Source organism: Phenylobacterium koreense, from assembly GCF_040545335.1.
Classification (GTDB): domain Bacteria; phylum Pseudomonadota; class Alphaproteobacteria; order Caulobacterales; family Caulobacteraceae; genus Phenylobacterium; species Phenylobacterium koreense.
Window position 1 is genome coordinate 969,050 of sequence record NZ_JBEPLU010000001.1, and the last position, 17,419, is coordinate 986,468.

Below are 17,419 nucleotides of genomic sequence, written 5' to 3' on the forward strand. Positions count from 1 at the left end.
AAAAGCTCAGCTCGTGACCGCAAAAGCAGCAGCCGCGCCCAGCATGAAGCCCAGCTCGAAGACCTGCTCGACGCCGCCCAGCACGTCGCCCGTATAGCCGCCCAGCAGCCGACGCGCCGTCAGCGCCAGCAGGGCGGCCATCGCAGCGCCCACCACGAGGGCGAGGCCCGCCGCCTGCCATGACCCGAAGAGCAGCGGCGCGCCTGCGGAACCCACGGCGACCAGGGTTTCCGGCCAACTGAGATTGGCCGGCGCCGGCTTCCATTTCGAGACCTCGAGCGCCCCGACATAGCCAAGGCTGCGCATCGTCACCACCGAGGCGCCGCGCGCGGCCGCGTGCCCTGCGACCAGCGCCCAGGCTCCCGGCGCGGCCGGCAGGCTCGCCAGGGCGGCGGCCTTCAAGGCCAGGGACAGCAGCAGGACCAGCGCGCCATAGGTCCCGATCCGGCTGTCCTTCATGATCTCCAGCCGCCGCCGCGGATCGCCGCCGCCGCCCAGCCCGTCGGCCGTGTCCGCCAGGCCGTCCTCATGGAAGGCCCCGGTGACCAGCACCCCCACGGCGATCGCCAGCAGCGCCGGCAGCCAGCCGCTCCAGAGCTGGGACGCAGCCCAGAACACGGCGGCGCAGATGCCGCCGACCAGCAGGCCGACCAGTGGGAAATAGCGGGCGCTGCGCGAGATCCAGTCCGCCTCGAACCCGTGCAGGGTGGGCGTCGGCATCCGCGTCAGGAACTGCACGGCGCAGATGAAGAGCTGGATCTGGCGCGCGAGGAACCTCAAAGCCGGCCCGCGAGCACGTCGTCGAGGCTGGCGACGTCCGTCAGCAGCGCCGCGGCCGCGCGCATCAGCGGCGCCGCCAGCAAGGCCCCCGTGCCCTCGCCCAGCCGCATGGAAAGGTCCAGCAGCGGCGCGGCGCCCGCCGCGGCCAGCGCCAACGCGTGGCCCTTCTCGCAGGAGCGATGGGCGAAGACGCAATAGTCCGCCACCGCCGGCTCCAGGCGGATCGCCGCGAGGGCCGCGGTCGAGGCGATGAACCCATCCACGATCACCGGACGTCCCGCCGCCCCCGCGCCGAGGATCGCCCCGGCCATCATGACGATCTCCAGGCCGCCGAACTGCGCCAGCACATCCATCGGCTCTACGGCGGCGCTGCGGGCTGCGGCCCGGGCCAGCACGGCGACCTTCCGCGCCATACCCTCGGCGTCATGGCCCGCGCCGGCGCCGATGCAGTCGTCCAGCGGCGCCGGCGCCAGCCGATGCAGCAAGAGCGCAGCACTGGCGCTGTTGCCGATGCCCATCTCCCCGACCGCGAGAACCTCGAAGCCCTGCTCCTCGATCGCCTGCCTGGCGATGGCCGCCCCGCGGGCGAGCGCCAGTTCGACCTCCCCGGAGGTCAGGGCCGGACCGAGCTCCGCATTGCGTGAGCCTTTGCGGACCTTTGCTTCGATCAGGAGCGGATGCGGCGCGAGGTCCGCCGCCACGCCCGCGTCCACGACCTTCACCTCCGCGCCCACCGAGCGCGCGAAGGCGTTGGCGCTGGCTCGGCCGGCCAGTAGGGTCGCCACCATCGCCGTGGTGACCGATGAGGGAAAGGCCGACACCCCCGCCTCGTTCAGTCCATGGTCGCCGGCGAACACAAGCAGCAGCACCCGCTCGCATCGCGGATTGGGCCGCCCCTCGATGAGGGCGAGGCGCACCGCCAGGTCCTCGATCCGCCCCAGGGAGCCAAGCGGCTTGGCCTTGCCGTCCACCAGGGCGCGGTAGGTCGCCTCGAGGCTCCGGTCCAACGGCCGAACGGAAATCATGAACGCCCCTCCAGGCCGGCGATGGCCACGATACGATCCAGGTCGAAGTGCTTGTCGAGAACCTCGGCGATCTCGTCGAGCGCGCGGTCCACGCGATCCGTCTGCTCGCCCCCCACCGATGCGGCGCCCAGCTCGGCCAGGATCGCGGCCCGCGCCTCGCCGCGATCGAACAGGCCATGGACATAGGCGCCGGCGATCCGCCCGTCCGCCGAGATCGCCCCCTCGCCCGCCCCGTCCTCGCGGATCAGCAGCGGCCGCGAGAACGCCGGCCCCTGGCTGCGCCCGACATGGATCTCGTAGCCGGCGAAGGCCCCGCCGCGCACCAGCCGCCCGGCGGTCGGCCGCAGGGTCTTCTCGCCGGTCAGCACCGTGCTCATCTCCAGCAGGCCGAGCCCCTCTACCGAGCCTGGAGCGCCTTCGACGCCTTCCGGATCGGCGATGGTCCGCCCCAGCATCTGGAACCCGCCGCAGACGCCCAGCACGCGCCCGCCGCGCCGGACATGGGCGGCCAGGTCGATGTCCCACCCCTGCGCGCGCAGGAAGGCCAGGTCGGCGATCGTCGCCTTGGTCCCGGGCAGGATGACGAGGTCCGCATCGCCCGGCAGCGGCGATCCGGGCGGAACGAATCCGAACTCGACCTCGGGCTCGGCCTTCAGCGGGTCGAAGTCGTCGAAGTTGGCGATCCGCGAGAACATCGGGGCGATGATCTTCACCCGGCGCCGCGCGGTCCCGCCGCCGCGCTCCAGCACCACGGCGTCCTCGGCCGGCAGTCTGGCCGCCGCAGCCAGCCACGGCGCCATGCCCAGGTCAGGCCATCCTGTCCGGCGGACGATCTCGGCCCGGCCATCTGCGAAGAGACTAGGGTCGCCCCGGAACTTGTTGATCAGGAAACCCGCGACCATCGCCCGGTCCTCGGGATCCAGCACCGCATGGGCGCCGACCAGCGCGGCGATCACGTGTCCCCGATCGATGTCCCCGACCAGGACCACCGGCACGTTCGCCGCCCGCGCAAAACCCATATTGGCGATGTCGCCGGCCCGCAGGTTGGTCTCCGCGGGGCTGCCCGCGCCCTCGACGATGACCAGGTCGCTCTGCGCCTCCAGGCGTCGATAGCTCTCCAGCACCACATCCAGCAGGGCCGCCTTGCGCTCCTGGTAAGCCCTCGCCTTCCACGTGCCCGCCATCTCGCCGCGAATGACCAGTTGCGCCCCGACGTCGCTCTGCGGCTTGAGCAGCACCGGGTTCATGTCGACGGTGGGCGGCGTGCGGCAGGCCATCGCCTGCAGCGCCTGGGCGCGCCCGATCTCGCCGCCGTCGGCGGTCACCGCGGCGTTGTTCGACATGTTCTGCGGCTTGAAGGGACGGACGGTCAGGCCGCGATTGGCGAACAGGCGGCACAGACCGGCGACCAGCACCGACTTGCCGACATCCGAGCCGCATCCCTGGATCATCAACGCGGCCAAGCCAAACCCCCGAGAGCCAAGAGAACGGCCAGGACCGCGCAAGCGCGCAGATAGATCCCAAGCCCCCGTTTCAGGTCGGCCGTCGTGGGCCGCCGCCCGTCTCCGAAGCTCGGCCGGGCGTGCTCGACGCCGTCATAATAGGCAGGGCCGCCCAGTTGCACGCCCAGGGCCCCGGCCATCGCCGCCTCCGGCCAGCCGGAGTTGGGCGATGCGTGGCCCCGCGCGTCCTGCGCCATGGTCTTTCCCCCGCGCCCGGCGGCCAGCACGATCAGCAGCCCAGCCAGCCGGGCCGGGACGAGGTTCATCAGGTCGTCGCTCCGCGCCGCCGCCCAGCCGAAGCAGCGATATGGCTCCTCCTTGTGGCCGATCATGCTGTCGGCGGTGTTGACGGCCTTGTAGGCGAAGAGGCCGGGAAGCCCCGCGAGCAGGAACCAGAACAGCGGCGCGACGACACCGTCGTTGAAGCTTTCCGCCAGGCTTTCCAGCGCCGCCGCCGCGACACCCGCCTCGTCCAGCCGATCGACATCGCGGCCGACGATCATCGCCACCGCGGCCCGCGCCGAAGCCAGGTCCGGCGCGCGCGCCACCGCCGCCACGTGATCGTAGAGGCTGCGGGCGGCGAGGCCGGTCGCGCCCGCCAGGATCGTCAGCGGCGCCCAGTCCAGGCGCGCGACCGCGTGGCCCGTCAGCGCCGCGCCTCCGGCGACGATGACCAGCGTGACGGCCCCGGTCAGCCGCCGCGCCAGGTCGCCGCCGCGGTTGAACCAGCGGTCGAGCAGGCCGAGCGCCCCTCCGACCCAGGTCACCGGATGCGGCAGCCGCGCGGGATAGCCGACCGCGCCCTCCAGCCCGGCGGCGGCCAGGACGATCCAGGGATCAGCCGGCACGGCCGACGATCTCGATCAGCACGCCGCCCTCGCCCTCGGCGATGCGGGCCTCAACGCCATAGGCCTGGCGCATCACGTCCACGGAGAGCGCCGCGGCCGGCGGCCCGTCGGCCAGCAGCCGCCCGCCCGCCATGATGATGATCCGGTCGGCGATGCGCGCGGCCAGCGACAGATCGTGCAGGGTGAGGATCACCCCACGCCCCTCGTCGTGCGCCAGGCTGCGGAAGAGGTCGCCGGCGTCCAGTTGGTGCCCTGGATCGAGCCCGGTCAGGGGTTCGTCCGCCAGCAGCCATTCCGGATCCCCGGCAAGGGCGCGGGCGATCAGCACGCGCCCGCGCTCGCCGCCCGACAGGGTCGTCACGTCGCGGTCGGCCATGGCCGCGACTCCCGCCGCCTCCATGGCCCGATCGATCGCTGCGGCGTCCTCCAGCGAGAGGCCGCTGGAACCGATGAACGGCGTCCGCCCGAGGCCCACCAGGATCCGCGCCTCCACCGCCCAGGCGATCTCCGGCGTCTGAGGAATGAAGCCGATCCTGCGCGCCCGCCCACGCGGCGGCATGGCGAGGATGTCGTCGCCGTCCAGCGAGACCCGGCCGCCCTGCGGCTTTCGCAGGCCGGCAAGGCAGCTCAGCAGGGTCGACTTGCCCGCACCGTTCGGCCCGAGGATCGCGGTCACGACGCCGGACTGGAACGCCGCCGAGACGCCGTCCACCACCGCCCTGCCGCCGAGGCGGACAACGACGTCCTGCGCGACCAGGGCGCTCATGCGATCCTCCGGCGCAGGGACAGCAGCAAAGCAAAGAAGAACGGGCCGCCCAGCACCGCCATGGCGACGCCCAGCTTCACCTCCCCCGCCGCCGCCGGCGTCAGGCGCACCGCAATGTCGGCGGCCAGCACCAGCACCGCGCCGCCGATGGCGCTCGGGATCAGCAGGCCTCCCGGCCGCGCACCAACCAGCGGGCGCAGCAGGTGCGGCACGATCAGGCCGACGAAGCCGATGACGCCGGTCACCGCGACGCTCGCCCCCGCCGTGAGGGCGACGCCCAGGGCCAGCGCCCAGCGCATCCTCGTCATGTCGACGCCGAGCGAGCGGGCTCCCGTCTCGCCAAGGGTCAGGGCGTCCAGGCCGCGCGCCGTGGTCAGCAGGATCGCCATGCCCGCCACCATGAAAGGCAGCGCCAGCCGCACGTCGTCCAGGCTGCGATCGGCCAGCGAGCCCATCAGCCAGTTGACGATCTCGTTCACCGCCCAGGGGTTCGGCGCCAGGCTGAGGGCCAGCGCGACGCCGGCGCCGGCCACCGTCTGCAGGATCACCCCCGCCAGCACAAAGGTGACGATGCTCGACGCCTGCCCCGACAGGGCCAGCAGCAGGAAGACCGCGATCAGCGCCCCCAGCATCGAGGCGCTGGCGATCACCCAGGGCGCGGAGGCCCCGGCGCCCAGATAGAGCGTGAGCACCGCCCCCAGCGCGCCCATGGAAGAGACCCCCAGCGCACCGGGATCGGCCAGTGGGTTGCGCGTATAGCCCTGCATCGCCGCGCCCGACATGCCGAGCGCGGCGCCCACGGCAACGCCCAGGATCGTCCGCGGCAGCCTCAGTTCGAGGATGATCGCCGAGCGGGGGTCCGACGGGTCGAACCAGTTCTGGAACGGCGTCCAGACCCGGCCAGCCATCATGCCGCCCGCCGCCAGCAGGACGAGCAGCCCGGTCAGGGCGGCGATGGTCGTGGTCCGGCGGCTCATGCGGCGCGCGCCTTCAGGGCTTCGCGCCGCGCCTTGGCGAGCATGGCGGCCGTGCGGATCAGCACCGGCCCGCCGCAGAAGGTCAGGTTCTGCGGGAAGGTCGCACGATGCATCCTGTGCGCCACGCGGGCCAGGGCCGGATGGTTCAGAACGCGGTCCGCCCAGGTCGGCGCGCCAGGCTCGGCCTCTCCCGCCAGCAGGACGTCCGGCGGGTCGGCGATCAGCAGCTCCAGAGGAATGTTGCTGGTCCGCTTCAGGCCATAGCGCCCCGCGGCGTTGTCCAGCCCGCAACGGCGCATCATCTCGTCCATCAGCGTGCCGGGCGCAGTGGCGAATCCGCCGGCCTGGAACGTAACCGCGCTGAGCCTGGGCGCGCCGGCCGGCGGCGTGGCGGCGGCGATCGCGGCCCGGATCCTGGCGACCATGGCCTCGCCGCGCTCGGGCTGGCCCACCGCCGCCGCCACCTGCCGGACCTGGGCCAGGCTCTCCTCGACCGAGCCCGGTATGGAGAACAGCTCCGTGCGGACGGCCAGGCGCTGCAGCGCCGCGCGGGTCGCGGGGGCGGAGTGGCGGGCCATCAGCACAAGGTCGGGCCGCAGGGCCAGCACCTCCTCGGCGCTCTCGTGGGTATACGGATAGGTTTCGGCGCCCGGACCGATGCTCGAGGAACTGGGCTCGTGCGAATAGTGGCTGATCGCGGCGATCTGGCCGCGGTCGGCGACATTGACCAGGATCACGTCAAGGCACGGGTTCAGCGAGACGATGCGGTGCGGCGGCCGCTCGCCCGCCCCGCCGAGCCCCACCGCCGCACCGGCGGCCAGGGCCGACCGCCGTGTGATCCTCCAGCTCAAAAGTCGATCCCGCGCTGGGCCTTGATGCCCTGTTCGAAGGGATGCTTCACCAGCGTCATCTCGGTCACTAGGTCGGCGATGGCCAGCAGTTCCGGCTTGGCGTTGCGGCCGGTGACCACGACATGCTTGTCGCGCGGGCGGGCCTGGAGGTCGGACACCACCTTGGCGATGTCGAGATAGTCGTACCGCAGGGCGATGTTCAGCTCGTCCAGCAGCACCAGCTCGAGCTGCGGATCGTGCAGCATCTCGACGGAAGTCGCCCAGGCCGCTTCCGCCGCCGCGATGTCCCGCGCCCGATCCTGGGTCTCCCAGGTGAAGCCCTCGCCCATCACCTCGTAGCGGACCTGGTCGGGGAACCGCTTGAAGAACTGCCGTTCGCCGGTGATCCACTTGCCCTTGATGTACTGGACGATCCCGACCTTCTGGTTCCAGCCGAGGGCGCGGGCGACCATGCCGAAGGCCGCGGTGGACTTGCCCTTGCCGTCGCCGGTGTGGACCAGCAGCAGGCCCGGCGCCTCGTCGGTCTTGGTAGCCATCAGCGCCTCGCGCTCGGCCTTTAGCGCCTGCATGGCGGCCCTGTGCTCGGCGTTCTTCTGATCCTCGTTGGCGCTCATGGGCGGGAGTCCTCCAGGGCGGCGGCCAGCCTCGGCCAATCCTTGGGTTTTGGCAGACCGAACCTGAGCCAGGTCGGCTGATCGGAAAAGGGGCGAACCAGCACGCCTCGGCGGGCCAGGGCGACAAAGCGGCTCCGGGCGTCCGGTGCGGCGGCCAGGCGGAACAGCGAAGTTCCGCCGACGATCTCGTAGCCTGCCTTGACCAGCAGGCGGTCGAGCCGAGCCGCATCGCGCTCCAGGCGCCGCCGGGTCTGCTCGCGCCAGGCCTCGTCCGCATAGGCCGCGCGTCCCGCTGCGATGGCCTCGGCGCTGACCGGCCAGTCGCCGAACCCGGCCGACACGCGAGCCGCCAGGCCCGGCGCGGCGATCACGAAGCCGAGCCTGACGCCGGGCAGCCCATAGAACTTACCGAACGACCGGATGACGATGGTCCCGGCGTCGGCGCGTGAGGCGATGCTCTGCCCCGGACAGCTTTCCACGAAGGACTCGTCGACGATCAGCCACGAAGCGGCCGGCTGAGAGATGTCGACGGCGCGGCCGTCAGGGTTGTTCGGGTTCACGACCACGACCACCTCGGCGCAGGTGGCCGTCGCGGGCCACGCAACCTCCCGCACCTTGGCGCCCGCCAGCCGCCAGGCCTCGGCGTGGCCGCCGTAGGTCGGCGTGGCGACCGCCACCGACCGCGCCCCCAGCAGACGCGGCAGCAGGCGCAGGGCGGCCTCGGCGCCCGGCGTCGCCGCCACCCGGTCCGGAGACACGCCGAAGGCCCGCGCGGCGGCCGCTTCCAGTTCGCGGATTTCCTCCGGATCCGGCAGGCGCTGCAGGGCGGCCGCAGCCGCCCTGGGCGCCGGATAGGGGCGCGGATTGATCCCGGTCGACAGGTCGAGCCAGGGCGAGGGCGCCTCGGGAAACGCCGCTCGCGCCGCAGCCAGTCGGCCGCCGTGCCGAAGGAAGGCCTCCAGGGCCGGATCAGAATCGGGCGCGGACACCGACATAAGCCCCGCGGCCCGGCGAGCCGTAGTTGCGGACGGTCTCGTAGTCCTCGTCGAGCGCGTTTTCGATCCGGCCATAGAGCTCGAACGTCTCGTTCACCGGATAGGACGCGCGCAGGTCAAGCAGGGTGTAGCTCTGCAGCACGGTGGTGTTCGCCGCATTGTCGTAGCTCTTGCCGACATAACGGATCGCACCCCCGAGCGTCGCGTGGCTGGGCCAGCTATAGACGGCCTGGATATTGGCCTGATGCTCGGGTCGCCGGGCCAGCAGCTTGCCGTGGTTCGCCCCCTCGGAATCGTTCTTCGCTTCCGTCCAGGTGTAGTTGGCCGCGACCTGCAGCGGGCCGAGATCGGCTTCGCCCTCCAGCTCGACGCCCTTGGCCTTCGCCTGCGCGATGTTGTCGTAATAGCCCCAGCGCACGGCGCCGTTCACCACGCACATCGGATCGGCGGCCGAGCTGCAGGAGACGTAGTCGATCTGGTTCGTGGTCTCGCGCTGGAACCAGGTCGCCCGGGCGACGAACCGGTCGCCAAGGCGCTGCTCGACGCCCAGGTCCCAGCTATCGGCCTCCTCGGCCTTCAGGTTCGCGTTCCCGTACTCCGTGTAGAGCTGATAGAGCGTCGGGGCCTTGAAGCCCTGGCCGAAGCTGGCGCGCAGGATGGTGGAGCCGTCGTTAAGCGACCAAGCCGCCGCAACCTGCCCCAGGACGTTGTCGCCGAACGCGTCGTGGCTGTCGCGCCGCAGTCCGGCGGTGATGTTCAGTCCACTGACGACCTCACCCTGCACCTGGGCGTAGACGCCGTCGATGCCGGCCTTGCCGCGCACAACCGGCGGATGGGGATCGAAGTCGGTGGGGGACGCGGTGCGCATCTTCGCGTCCTCGGTCTCGCCGCCGAAGGTCGCGGTCCAGGCCCGGTTGATCTTCCACACGCCCTGGTACTCCCAGCGCCGGTTCTCGCCGCGGGCGTCGAAGGTGGTGGTGGTCACCGCCTGGTCCGGATTGAAATTTTGCCGGTCGGTGCGGGTGTAGGCGTAGGCGACACGGTTGAAGAGCGCGCCGCCGAACAGCTCGAAGTTCACGCCGGCATAGCCGACGAAGTCCTCGGTCTCGCCATGGTCGCGACTGTCGGTCAGGAAGCCGTCGAAGTCGTTCCGGCCCTTCGAATAGACGCTGCGCAGGTCGAGGGAGATCGTGTCCGTCGCCTGGAAAAGCGCGCGGCCGCTGACGCCGGTGTTCTCGTACCCGTCCTTCTCCTCGCCATAGCGGTAGGACGAAACGCCGTCGGTGTCATAGCGGCTGGCCGCAAGGCGCCAGGCCAGGCGTTCGGTCCTGCCGCCGGCGGCCCCACGGAAATAGCTGGTCCCCATCGAGCCGCCCTCGGCCGAGAGGTCGGCTTCGAAGGGTTTCTGCGGTTCACGAGTGGAGATGTTGACGATGCCGCCGATCGCCTGACTGCCCCAAAGCGTCGACTGGGAGCCACGAAGGATCTCGATCCGGTCGATGTCGCCGGCCAGCAGATTGGCGAAGTTGTAGCCGCCGCCGGTTGAGGACGGGTCGTTCAGCTTCACCCCGTCGATCACCACCAGGGTCTGGTCGGTTTCCGCCCCGCGGATCCGCAGGGTGGTGGCCGCGCCCACGCCGCCGTTGCGGGCGAACGAGACGCCGACCGTCCGGGACAGCAGGGTCGAGACGTCGGTCGCCTGGCTGGCCTTGATGTCCTGCGGCGTCAGCACGGTGATGGCCTGGCCGACCCGCTCCAGCGCCTGGGGCGAGCGGTTGGCGGTGACCACCAGCTCGCCGACGCTGGCGACCGCGACGGGCGTGCTCTGGGCGAAGGCGGTGGTGGAGAGGCCGCAAAGGGCGGCGGCGGTGGCGAATAGAACGGTCTTCATCGGGTATCCCCCTGACGCGTGACGACGAAGCCTGTGCACGAACACAGGCCAACGGACGTCGTCTCTCGGGAAGATTCCCCGTTCGCTCGGCGCACCCCGGCCGGACGAAGGACGACGGCGTCAGGCAGGTCTCCTGGCTCACGGGTCACAGCCGATACGCGCCGCCTTCCCAGACTTTCGTCCAGTGGCTTATGACGCGTGGGCTCGCCGCTTACAGTTGCGGGGGCAGCCCAGGTTTCACACCTGAGTTCCCTATTAATCCCCTTGCGGGGAACCTGTCGCGAGGCCTGGACTAGGCTTCGCCATGCGGAGCGTCAATCCCGATGAGCTTGACATTCGTCATTGGAGGGGCCCGCTCGGGCAAGACCGCCTATGCCATGAGCCGGGCGCTTTCCCGCCCAGCGCAGCGAAGGGTGATGATCGCCACGGCCCAGGCGCTGGACGAGGAGATGGCCGCCCGCATCGCCCGCCATCGGCAGGACCGCGGTGCTGACTGGGAGACGGTCGAGGAGCCGCTGGCCCTGGCCGACGCCGTCCTCGGCCTGCTTCCCGGCGATGTCGCGGTGATCGACTGCCTCACCCTCTGGCTTAGTAACCTGCTGCTCGGCGACATCGACGTCGCCTCGGCGGTCCAGGCGCTTTGCGACGCCCTGACGGCCACCCCCGCCGACGTCACCGTCGTCTCCAACGAGGTCGGCCAGGGCATCGTGCCCGACAATCCCCTGGCGCGGCGGTTCCGCGACGAGGCCGGCTGGATGCACCAGGCCGTGGCCGCCGCCGCCGACCGCGCGGTCATGGTCGTCGCCGGCCTGCCGGTGGCGCTGAAGGGCTAGTTGCGGCCTCGTTCGGCGTGGTCGGACCGCCCGTGGCCGCCCTTGTCGGCCCGCGCTTCCTGACGGGGTCGGTCGCCCCCTCGCGCCTGAGCCTTGTCCGGGCGAACTTGCCGCTCCTGGCGCGCCGCGACCTGGCGGGTTTCGCGCCGCTCGGCCTGGACCGCCCGCTGGGCCTGGACCGGCCGCTCCGCCCGCTGCGGCTGGCGCTCGCGCGCGACGGGTTGCGGACGTGCCGCGCGTTCTGGACGTTCGACGCGCTGCGGCCGCGCTTCCTGCCGGCTCGGCTTGCGCTCGACCGGCGCGGCGCTGCTCGGGCGCTCGGAACGTGCGACCTCGCGGCGGGGAGCCTCGGCCTTGGCGGTGCGCCGCGGGGCCTCGGCCTGCGGCCGCGGACGCTCGACGCGCTGGGCGCGCTCGACGGGCTGCGAACGCTCCGTCCTGCGCTCGACCTGACGTTCGGGATGATTCGAGCGTTCGAGGCGTCGATCCGGACGCTCGACGCGCGCCTGGCGTTCATCGCGCTCGACCCGACGCGGCGGCTCGTTCCGCGGGTTCTCGAACAGCGGCCGGCCGCGGTTGGCGTCCTGCCGGACCTGGACCGGCCTCACGGCGTCGTGGCCGCGACGGGCGATCTCGACCCGGCGCTCGCGTTCGCGGTCGAAGCGGCGGATCTCGCGGTCGCGGTCCTGCTCGCGATAGCGGCGCCAGTCGCGGTGCTCCACCGCGGCCTTCATCCAAGGGCGCTGGCTCGCGACCAGGGCGGGCCGCCTGGCGAGCCAGATCTCGCGAACCACGGGGGCATGGTGGCGGTGGGCGGCCACGCGCAGGTCGCGGGCGCGCGTCCAGTAGAGGCCGGGATAGTCGACGACGCGCTCCCGATGCACATACGGCACGATCACGCCGACCGAAGAATAGACGACAGTCACGACACCGAACGGATCGTAACCGTAACTATAGTCGGGCGCCCGCACGAAGAACGGATATTCGGCGCCGGGCTCGTAGTAATAGTAGAGATAGCCGTCGTCGATCGGCTCGGCGTACATCTCGTAGCCGTCTACCGAACGCCAGGCCCAGGGCTCCTCGTCCATATAGGCGAAGCCGTAGTCCGGCGGCGCATCGTAGAAGGCGCGGTCGAGCGCATAGGCCCGTTCAGCGTAGCTGTAGTCGGCGACCGGCGCCGCGATGGCCTCCGGCGGCGGCGGCAGGTTGTAGGCCGGGGCGTTGGAAGCCGGCACGAAAAGCGGCTCCGGGGCCGCGGGCGCGTTGTCTCGACAACCGGCGAGCGCCAAGGCCGCAACCCCGCCCAGGAGCGCCAGATTCAGGCGATGGTGCATGGCTTGAAGCCTCCGTTCCGCGCACCCGAAGTGCGCCTAAAGCGCCAATTTGCGCCACCCTGCCTGAACGTCGCTTGAGGCTCCCGTCATCCGCGGTTCAGCTTGATGGCGGAATTGGGGCGCGCGCGGCGCGCGTCGGGCCGACGACCGACCAGACAAGTTCACATCTATACAACTAGACAAGTTTTACTTACGTAAGATAAGTTTCACGATCGAATTGTTGCCGCACATCGCCATCTAAACTACTCATCATCCCAATAAATACGCAAATTGCTTATTTGTCGGAGACAGGTGATGTCGGATAGGACAGCGATGGATGGAGAGCCCGACCGTCGGCGGTGGCTCTCGGTTCTAGCCAAGGCGCCGGCCCAGGAAGTGATCGCCGCGTGGGAAGGGCTGGCTGAACGGCCGGCGTTCCAGGCCCTGCGCGCTCCTGAGAACGGCATGGTGCTGGTCCGCGGCCGGATGGGCGGCACGGGCGATGCGTTCAACCTCGGCGAAATGACCGTGACCCGGGCGGCGGTTCGCCTGGAAAGCGGCGAGACCGGCGTCGGCTACGTGGCCGGCCGCAACCATCGGCATGCCGAGATCGCCGCGGCGGTGGACGCCATGATGCAGTCGGCCAGCCTGCGCCCGGCCGTCGAGGACGCCGTGATCGCTCGCCTTGAGAGCGCCCAGCTCCAACGACACGACCTCGCAGCGCGCAAGGCCGCCGCGACCAAGGTCGAGTTCTTCACGATGGTTCGCTAAGGTCGAGGTGGATGATGTCCGCAGTGTTGGACGCAATTACGACGAAGCCGGGTTTCTCCGACCCGGCCCGCGACTCCCAGAAAGTGTTCCGCGTCCTGTTGGACGCGGTCGCCCGTCCCGGAACCATCGCAAAGACGCCGGTCGCCCCCGAGCCGCCCGCCGGCCTCTCCACCGCGGCCGGCGCCGTGGCGCTGTCGCTCTTCGATTTCGAGACGCGCGTCTGGCTCGATGACAAGGTCCGCTCGGACGCCGTGGCCGCCTGGCTGCGCTTCCATTGCGGCTGCCCGCTGACGACGGATCCGGCCCAGGCGCATTTTGCCCTCGTCGGCGACCTGGCGTCGGCGCCGCCGCTGTCGGCCTTCATGCAGGGCGACCCGCGCTATCCCGACCAGAGCACCACGCTGATCATCGAGGTTCCGGCGCTGGCCGGCGGGCTTCCGGTCGAGATCAGCGGCCCCGGGATCCGCGACACCGCGCTGATCTCGCCGGTCGGCCCGACCGCCGAATTCTGGGCCGCGGCCCAGGACAATCACGAGCAGTTTCAGTGCGGCGTGGATCTGATCTTCACCGCCGGCGACAGCCTGTTCGGTCTGCCGCGCTCGTCAAGCATCACGCCTAAGGAGAGCTGAGAATGGCCTACGTAGCTGTGAAGGGCGGCGAGGCCGCCATCGCCAACGCCCACCGCTGGCTCGCCGAAGAACGCCGCGGCGACCCGGCCGTTTCCGAACTGGACGTGGCCCAGATCCGCGAGCAGCTCTCGCTCGCCGTCGACCGCGTCATGTCCGAGGGGTCGTGCTATGACCGCGACCTGGCCGCCCTGGCCATCAAGCAGGCCCGCGGCGACATCCAGGAAGCGGTCTTCATGGTCCGCGCCTATCGCACGACCCTGCCGCGCTTCGGCGCGTCGGAGCCGCTGAACACCATCGACATGCGCGCCGTCCGTCGCGTCTCCGCCGCCTTCAAGGACATTCCCGGCGGCCAGGTGCTCGGCCCGACCTTCGACTACACCCACCGCCTGCTGGACTTCGCCCTCGCCGCCAACGGCGGGACCGACGTCGTTCCGGCGCTGAAGGCCGAAGAGCCGCAACAGTACCCGATGCCGAACATCGGCTCGGTCTTCGCTCACGAAGACCTGCTGGAGCGCGACGAGCCGACCCCCGACGCGCCCGAGCCCTACGACCTGACCCGTCAGCCAATGCGCTTCCCCGCCGGTCGCGACCAGCGTCTCCAGGCGCTGGCCCGCGGCGACGAGGGCTTCCTGCTGGGCCTGGCCTATTCGGGCATGCGCGGCTGGGGCAACGCCCACCCGCTGTGCGGCGAGATCCGCTATGGCGAGGTCGATGTGGAGTTCGTCCCGGAGGAGTTGGGCTTCCCGATCGAGATCGGCGAAATGCAGCTCACCGAATGCGTGATGATCACCGGCGGCGCGCAGGGCGGCGTTAGCAAGGCCCCGCAATATGGGCGCGGCTACGGCCTCGTTTTCGGCCACTGCGAACGCAAGTCGATGAGCATGTCGATGATCGACACCGCCCTCAAGGCGGCCGACGCGGGCGATGCGGTGAACGCGCCGGTGAAGGACGAGGAGTTCGTCCTCTACCACAGCGACAACGTCGAGGCCTCCGGCTTCGTCCAGCACCTGAAGCTTCCGCACTACGTCGACTTCCAGGCCGGCCTGCTGTCGATCCGCAAGTCCAGGGCTGAATTCTTTGAACGGCAGCGCGCCGCCGAGGCGGCCATCGCGGCCGCTCCGACCGCCATCGAGGAGCTGGCGTGATGACCGCACAGAAATCCAACCAGCCAGCGCAGCAGTACAGCTACGCCTATCTCGACGAGCAGACCAAGCGGATGATCCGCCGCTCGATCCTCAAGGCCCTGGCCATCCCCGGCTATCAGGTGCCCTTCGGATCGCGCGAGATGCCGGTTCCCTATGGCTGGGGCACCGGCGGCATCCAGGTGACCGCCGCCCTGATCGGTCCGGAAGACGTCTTCAAGTGCATCGACCAAGGCGCCGACGACACCACCAACGCCGTCTCCATCCGGCAGTTCTTCGCCAAGGTCGCCGACGTCGCCACCACCGAGGACACCGGTGAAGCGACCATCATCCAGTCGCGTCACCGCATTCCGGAAAAGACCCTGAAGCAAGGCCAGATCATGGTCATGCAGGTTCCCCAGCCAGAACCGCTGCGGGGTCTGGAAGCGCACGAGACCGAGACCCGCGCGATGCACGCCTATGAGGAATACGGCGTGCAGTACGTGTCGCTCTACCAGAGCGTCGCCGCCCATGGCCGCATCACCATCGGCGCGACCTATCCGGTGATGGTCAACGAACGCTACCTGATGGGTCCCTCGCCCATCCCGAAGTTCGACAACCCCAAGATCAACCAGAGCGACGCGATCATGCTGTTCGGCGCGGGCCGCGAGAAGCGGATCTACGCCGTGCCGCCGCACACCGACGTGCGCAGCCTGGATTTCGAGGACTATCCCTTCGAGGTCCAGGCCTGGGACGAGATCTGCGCCCTGTGCGGCGCCGAGGACTCCTACCTCGACGAAGTCGTCCTCGATGACGAGGGCAATCGGATGTTCGTCTGCTCCGACACGCATCACTGCTCGGTCCGCCGTGACGCCGGCCATGCCGGTCCGCTTGCCGGCCACACCTTGGGTTCTTCGAAGGAAGCCGCCGAATGAACGCCCTTGCTAAGATCGAGCCGGCTCCGCTGCTGCGCGTGACCGGCCTCACCAAGACCTTCGGCAACGTGGTCGCCTGCCGCAATGTCAGCTTCGACCTCCACCCTGGAGAGGTGCTGGGCATCGTCGGCGAAAGCGGTTCAGGTAAGACCACCCTGCTCAACTGCATCTCCGGCCGCATGCGTCCCGAGCAGGGCGAAGTGGCCTTCGCCACCCGCCGCCTGGGGCTCACGGACATCTACGAGCTGCCCGAGCCGGACCGGCGGCGGATGCAGCGCGAGGAATGGGGGTTCGTCCACCAGAACGCTCGTGACGGCCTGCGCATGCGCGCCACGGCCAGCGCCAATGTCGCCGAACCGCTGATGAACATGGGCGGCCGGCACTACGGCAAGATGCGCGCCGAGACCGAGCGCTGGTTCAACCGCGTCGAGCTCGATCCCGCGCGCCTCGACGGCCAGCCGCGCCTGTTCTCGGGCGGTATGCAGCAACGCGTTCAGATCGCCCGCAACCTGATCCATCACCCGCGCCTGGTGTTCATGGACGAGCCCACCGGCGGCCTCGACGTCTCGGTGCAGGCCCGCCTGCTCGACCTGATGCGCGAGCTGGTGCGCGACCTTGGGCTGGCCGTCGTGCTCGTCACCCACGACATGGCGGTCGCCCGGCTTCTGGCCGACCGGCTGTTGGTGATGAAGCAAGGCGACGTGGTCGAAACCGGCCTGACCGACCAGGTGCTGGACGATCCGCAGCACCCCTACAGCCAGCTCCTCGTTTCCTCCGTCCTGCAGATCTAGAGGCCGCCATGAACACCGAACCGCTGATCGTGGTCGACGATCTGGCAAAGACCTTCGTGCTCCACAACGCCGGCGGCGCCGCCATTCCCGTGTTCAAGGGCCTCAAGCTCGAGGTCCGACCGGGCGAGTGCGTCGTCTTGGCCGGCGAGTCCGGCGTGGGCAAGTCGACCCTGATGCGCTCGATCTACGGCAACTACATGCCGTCGAGCGGCGGCGTCCGCGTCCTCCACGACGGCGCCTATGTCGACATCACCAACGCCCCGCCGCACCGGGTTCTGGAAGTGCGCCGCCGGACCCTTGGCTATGTCAGCCAGTTCCTCCGGGTCATCCCGCGCATTCCGACCCTGCAACTCGTCATGGAGCCGCTGCTCGAGAACGGCGTCCCCGAGGACGAGGCGCGCGAGCGGGCCGCCGCCCTGCTGACCGACCTGCGCCTGCCCCAGGCTCACTGGGCCCTTCCGCCCGCCACCTTCTCCGGCGGCGAGCAGCAACGCGTGAACATCGCCCGCAGCTTCATCCGGGAATACCCCGTGCTGCTGCTGGACGAGCCCACCGCCTCGCTCGACGCCGAGAACCGGGCGATCGTGGTCTCGCTGATCCGGCGCGCCCTGTCCAAGGGCGCGGCGATGATCGGCATCTTCCACGATCACGACGTGCGCGACGCCGTGGCGACCCGGCTGTTCGAGGTCGTCCAGTTCAAGGCCGCCGCCTGATCCTGACTGGCCCCGACCACGGCCCTGCCTGCGGCGAGGCCTTGGTCGGGACCGACAAATATCT

The 17,419-nt window shown here is 70.3% G+C and carries 18 protein-coding genes and 1 riboswitch; of the genes, 7 read left to right on the plus strand and 11 right to left on the minus strand.

Annotated elements, in window-relative coordinates; all coding sequences use genetic code 11:
* Positions 1 to 6: 6 nt before the first annotated feature.
* From cobS to ABID41_RS04825, 10 genes are read right to left on the minus strand one after another with little or no spacing between them, the layout of a single operon-like run.
* Entirely contained in the window at positions 7 to 780 is a 774-nt protein-coding gene (gene cobS / locus ABID41_RS04780; RefSeq protein WP_354297231.1) for an adenosylcobinamide-GDP ribazoletransferase, read from the minus strand.
* Positions 777 to 1,805 (minus strand): nicotinate-nucleotide--dimethylbenzimidazole phosphoribosyltransferase, encoded by a 1,029-nt coding sequence (gene cobT / locus ABID41_RS04785; protein WP_354297232.1) that lies wholly within the window; start codon positions 1,803 to 1,805, stop codon positions 777 to 779. The genes cobS and cobT overlap by 4 nt, the downstream gene beginning before the upstream one ends.
* Positions 1,802 to 3,268: a cobyric acid synthase gene (locus ABID41_RS04790; protein ID WP_354297233.1), complete on the minus strand. Its 1,467-nt coding sequence runs from the start codon at positions 3,266 to 3,268 to the stop codon at positions 1,802 to 1,804. The genes cobT and ABID41_RS04790 overlap by 4 nt, the downstream gene beginning before the upstream one ends.
* Positions 3,256 to 4,155 (minus strand): adenosylcobinamide-phosphate synthase CbiB, encoded by a 900-nt coding sequence (cbiB, locus tag ABID41_RS04795; protein ID WP_354297234.1) that lies wholly within the window; start codon positions 4,153 to 4,155, stop codon positions 3,256 to 3,258. The genes ABID41_RS04790 and cbiB overlap by 13 nt, the downstream gene beginning before the upstream one ends.
* On the minus strand, positions 4,145 to 4,921 hold the full coding sequence (locus tag ABID41_RS04800; protein WP_354297236.1) for an ABC transporter ATP-binding protein: 777 nt from the start codon (positions 4,919 to 4,921) through the stop codon (positions 4,145 to 4,147). Before ABID41_RS04800 ends, cbiB begins: the two co-directional genes overlap by 11 nt.
* Complete coding sequence (locus ABID41_RS04805; RefSeq protein ID WP_354297237.1) at positions 4,918 to 5,898, minus strand: FecCD family ABC transporter permease; 981 nt, start codon at positions 5,896 to 5,898, stop codon at positions 4,918 to 4,920. The genes ABID41_RS04800 and ABID41_RS04805 overlap by 4 nt, the downstream gene beginning before the upstream one ends.
* Positions 5,895 to 6,749 (minus strand): ABC transporter substrate-binding protein, encoded by an 855-nt coding sequence (locus ABID41_RS04810; protein ID WP_354297238.1) that lies wholly within the window; start codon positions 6,747 to 6,749, stop codon positions 5,895 to 5,897. Before ABID41_RS04810 ends, ABID41_RS04805 begins: the two co-directional genes overlap by 4 nt.
* Positions 6,746 to 7,363 (minus strand): cob(I)yrinic acid a,c-diamide adenosyltransferase, encoded by a 618-nt coding sequence (gene cobO / locus ABID41_RS04815; RefSeq protein WP_354297239.1) that lies wholly within the window; start codon positions 7,361 to 7,363, stop codon positions 6,746 to 6,748. The genes ABID41_RS04810 and cobO overlap by 4 nt, the downstream gene beginning before the upstream one ends.
* A complete protein-coding gene (gene cobD / locus ABID41_RS04820) occupies positions 7,360 to 8,352 on the minus strand; it encodes a threonine-phosphate decarboxylase CobD (RefSeq protein WP_354297240.1) in 993 nt (330 codons plus the stop codon). The genes cobO and cobD overlap by 4 nt, the downstream gene beginning before the upstream one ends.
* Positions 8,333 to 10,249 (minus strand): TonB-dependent receptor plug domain-containing protein, encoded by a 1,917-nt coding sequence (locus tag ABID41_RS04825; protein ID WP_331930031.1) that lies wholly within the window; start codon positions 10,247 to 10,249, stop codon positions 8,333 to 8,335. The genes cobD and ABID41_RS04825 overlap by 20 nt, the downstream gene beginning before the upstream one ends.
* A 106-nt stretch (positions 10,250 to 10,355) precedes the next feature.
* A riboswitch (cobalamin riboswitch) is annotated at positions 10,356 to 10,543 on the minus strand.
* 29 nt (positions 10,544 to 10,572) lie between these two features.
* Between ABID41_RS04825 and cobU the strand changes: the two genes are divergently transcribed.
* Complete coding sequence (cobU, locus tag ABID41_RS04830; RefSeq protein WP_354297241.1) at positions 10,573 to 11,082, plus strand: bifunctional adenosylcobinamide kinase/adenosylcobinamide-phosphate guanylyltransferase; 510 nt, start codon at positions 10,573 to 10,575, stop codon at positions 11,080 to 11,082.
* On the opposite strand, the gene ABID41_RS04835 is transcribed toward cobU, so the two are convergent.
* Positions 11,079 to 12,416 carry a hypothetical protein gene (locus ABID41_RS04835; protein ID WP_354297242.1) on the minus strand — a complete coding sequence of 446 codons (1,338 nt, stop codon included), beginning with the start codon at positions 12,414 to 12,416 and terminating at the stop codon, positions 11,079 to 11,081. The two genes, cobU and ABID41_RS04835, sit on opposite strands and share 4 nt — an antisense overlap.
* A 294-nt stretch (positions 12,417 to 12,710) precedes the next feature.
* Between ABID41_RS04835 and phnG the strand changes: the two genes are divergently transcribed.
* From phnG to phnL, 6 genes are read left to right on the plus strand one after another with little or no spacing between them, the layout of a single operon-like run.
* Entirely contained in the window at positions 12,711 to 13,166 is a 456-nt protein-coding gene (gene phnG, locus ABID41_RS04840; RefSeq protein ID WP_331932203.1) for a phosphonate C-P lyase system protein PhnG, read from the plus strand.
* A gap of 14 nt (positions 13,167 to 13,180) precedes the next feature.
* Positions 13,181 to 13,795, plus strand: coding sequence for a phosphonate C-P lyase system protein PhnH (gene phnH, locus ABID41_RS04845; protein WP_331932204.1), 615 nt, complete (start codon positions 13,181 to 13,183; stop codon positions 13,793 to 13,795).
* Positions 13,796 to 13,797: 2 nt separating this feature from the next.
* Positions 13,798 to 14,940: a carbon-phosphorus lyase complex subunit gene (locus ABID41_RS04850; protein ID WP_331932205.1), complete on the plus strand. Its 1,143-nt coding sequence runs from the start codon at positions 13,798 to 13,800 to the stop codon at positions 14,938 to 14,940.
* Positions 14,940 to 15,851: an alpha-D-ribose 1-methylphosphonate 5-phosphate C-P-lyase PhnJ gene (locus ABID41_RS04855; protein WP_354297243.1), complete on the plus strand. Its 912-nt coding sequence runs from the start codon at positions 14,940 to 14,942 to the stop codon at positions 15,849 to 15,851. The genes ABID41_RS04850 and ABID41_RS04855 overlap by 1 nt, the downstream gene beginning before the upstream one ends.
* Positions 15,848 to 16,642 carry a phosphonate C-P lyase system protein PhnK gene (gene phnK / locus ABID41_RS04860; protein ID WP_331932207.1) on the plus strand — a complete coding sequence of 265 codons (795 nt, stop codon included), beginning with the start codon at positions 15,848 to 15,850 and terminating at the stop codon, positions 16,640 to 16,642. The genes ABID41_RS04855 and phnK overlap by 4 nt, the downstream gene beginning before the upstream one ends.
* Before the next feature lie 8 nt (positions 16,643 to 16,650).
* Positions 16,651 to 17,355 carry a phosphonate C-P lyase system protein PhnL gene (gene phnL / locus ABID41_RS04865; protein WP_331932208.1) on the plus strand — a complete coding sequence of 235 codons (705 nt, stop codon included), beginning with the start codon at positions 16,651 to 16,653 and terminating at the stop codon, positions 17,353 to 17,355.
* Positions 17,356 to 17,419 lie beyond the last annotated feature (64 nt).

Coding starts and splice junctions, on each gene's coding strand:
- cobT (WP_354297232.1), bottom strand. CDS start 1,805: ATGATTTCCGTTCGGCCGTTGGACCGGAGCCTCGAGGCGACCTACCGC.
- ABID41_RS04800 (WP_354297236.1), bottom strand. CDS start 4,921: ATGAGCGCCCTGGTCGCGCAGGACGTCGTTGTCCGCCTCGGCGGCAGG.
- ABID41_RS04805 (WP_354297237.1), bottom strand. CDS start 5,898: ATGAGCCGCCGGACCACGACCATCGCCGCCCTGACCGGGCTGCTCGTC.
- cobO (WP_354297239.1), bottom strand. CDS start 7,363: ATGAGCGCCAACGAGGATCAGAAGAACGCCGAGCACAGGGCCGCCATG.
- ABID41_RS04825 (WP_331930031.1), bottom strand. CDS start 10,249: ATGAAGACCGTTCTATTCGCCACCGCCGCCGCCCTTTGCGGCCTCTCC.
- cobU (WP_354297241.1), top strand. CDS start 10,573: ATGAGCTTGACATTCGTCATTGGAGGGGCCCGCTCGGGCAAGACCGCC.
- ABID41_RS04835 (WP_354297242.1), bottom strand. CDS start 12,416: ATGCACCATCGCCTGAATCTGGCGCTCCTGGGCGGGGTTGCGGCCTTG.
- phnG (WP_331932203.1), top strand. CDS start 12,711: ATGTCGGATAGGACAGCGATGGATGGAGAGCCCGACCGTCGGCGGTGG.
- phnH (WP_331932204.1), top strand. CDS start 13,181: ATGTCCGCAGTGTTGGACGCAATTACGACGAAGCCGGGTTTCTCCGAC.
- ABID41_RS04850 (WP_331932205.1), top strand. CDS start 13,798: ATGGCCTACGTAGCTGTGAAGGGCGGCGAGGCCGCCATCGCCAACGCC.
- ABID41_RS04855 (WP_354297243.1), top strand. CDS start 14,940: ATGACCGCACAGAAATCCAACCAGCCAGCGCAGCAGTACAGCTACGCC.
- phnK (WP_331932207.1), top strand. CDS start 15,848: ATGAACGCCCTTGCTAAGATCGAGCCGGCTCCGCTGCTGCGCGTGACC.
- phnL (WP_331932208.1), top strand. CDS start 16,651: ATGAACACCGAACCGCTGATCGTGGTCGACGATCTGGCAAAGACCTTC.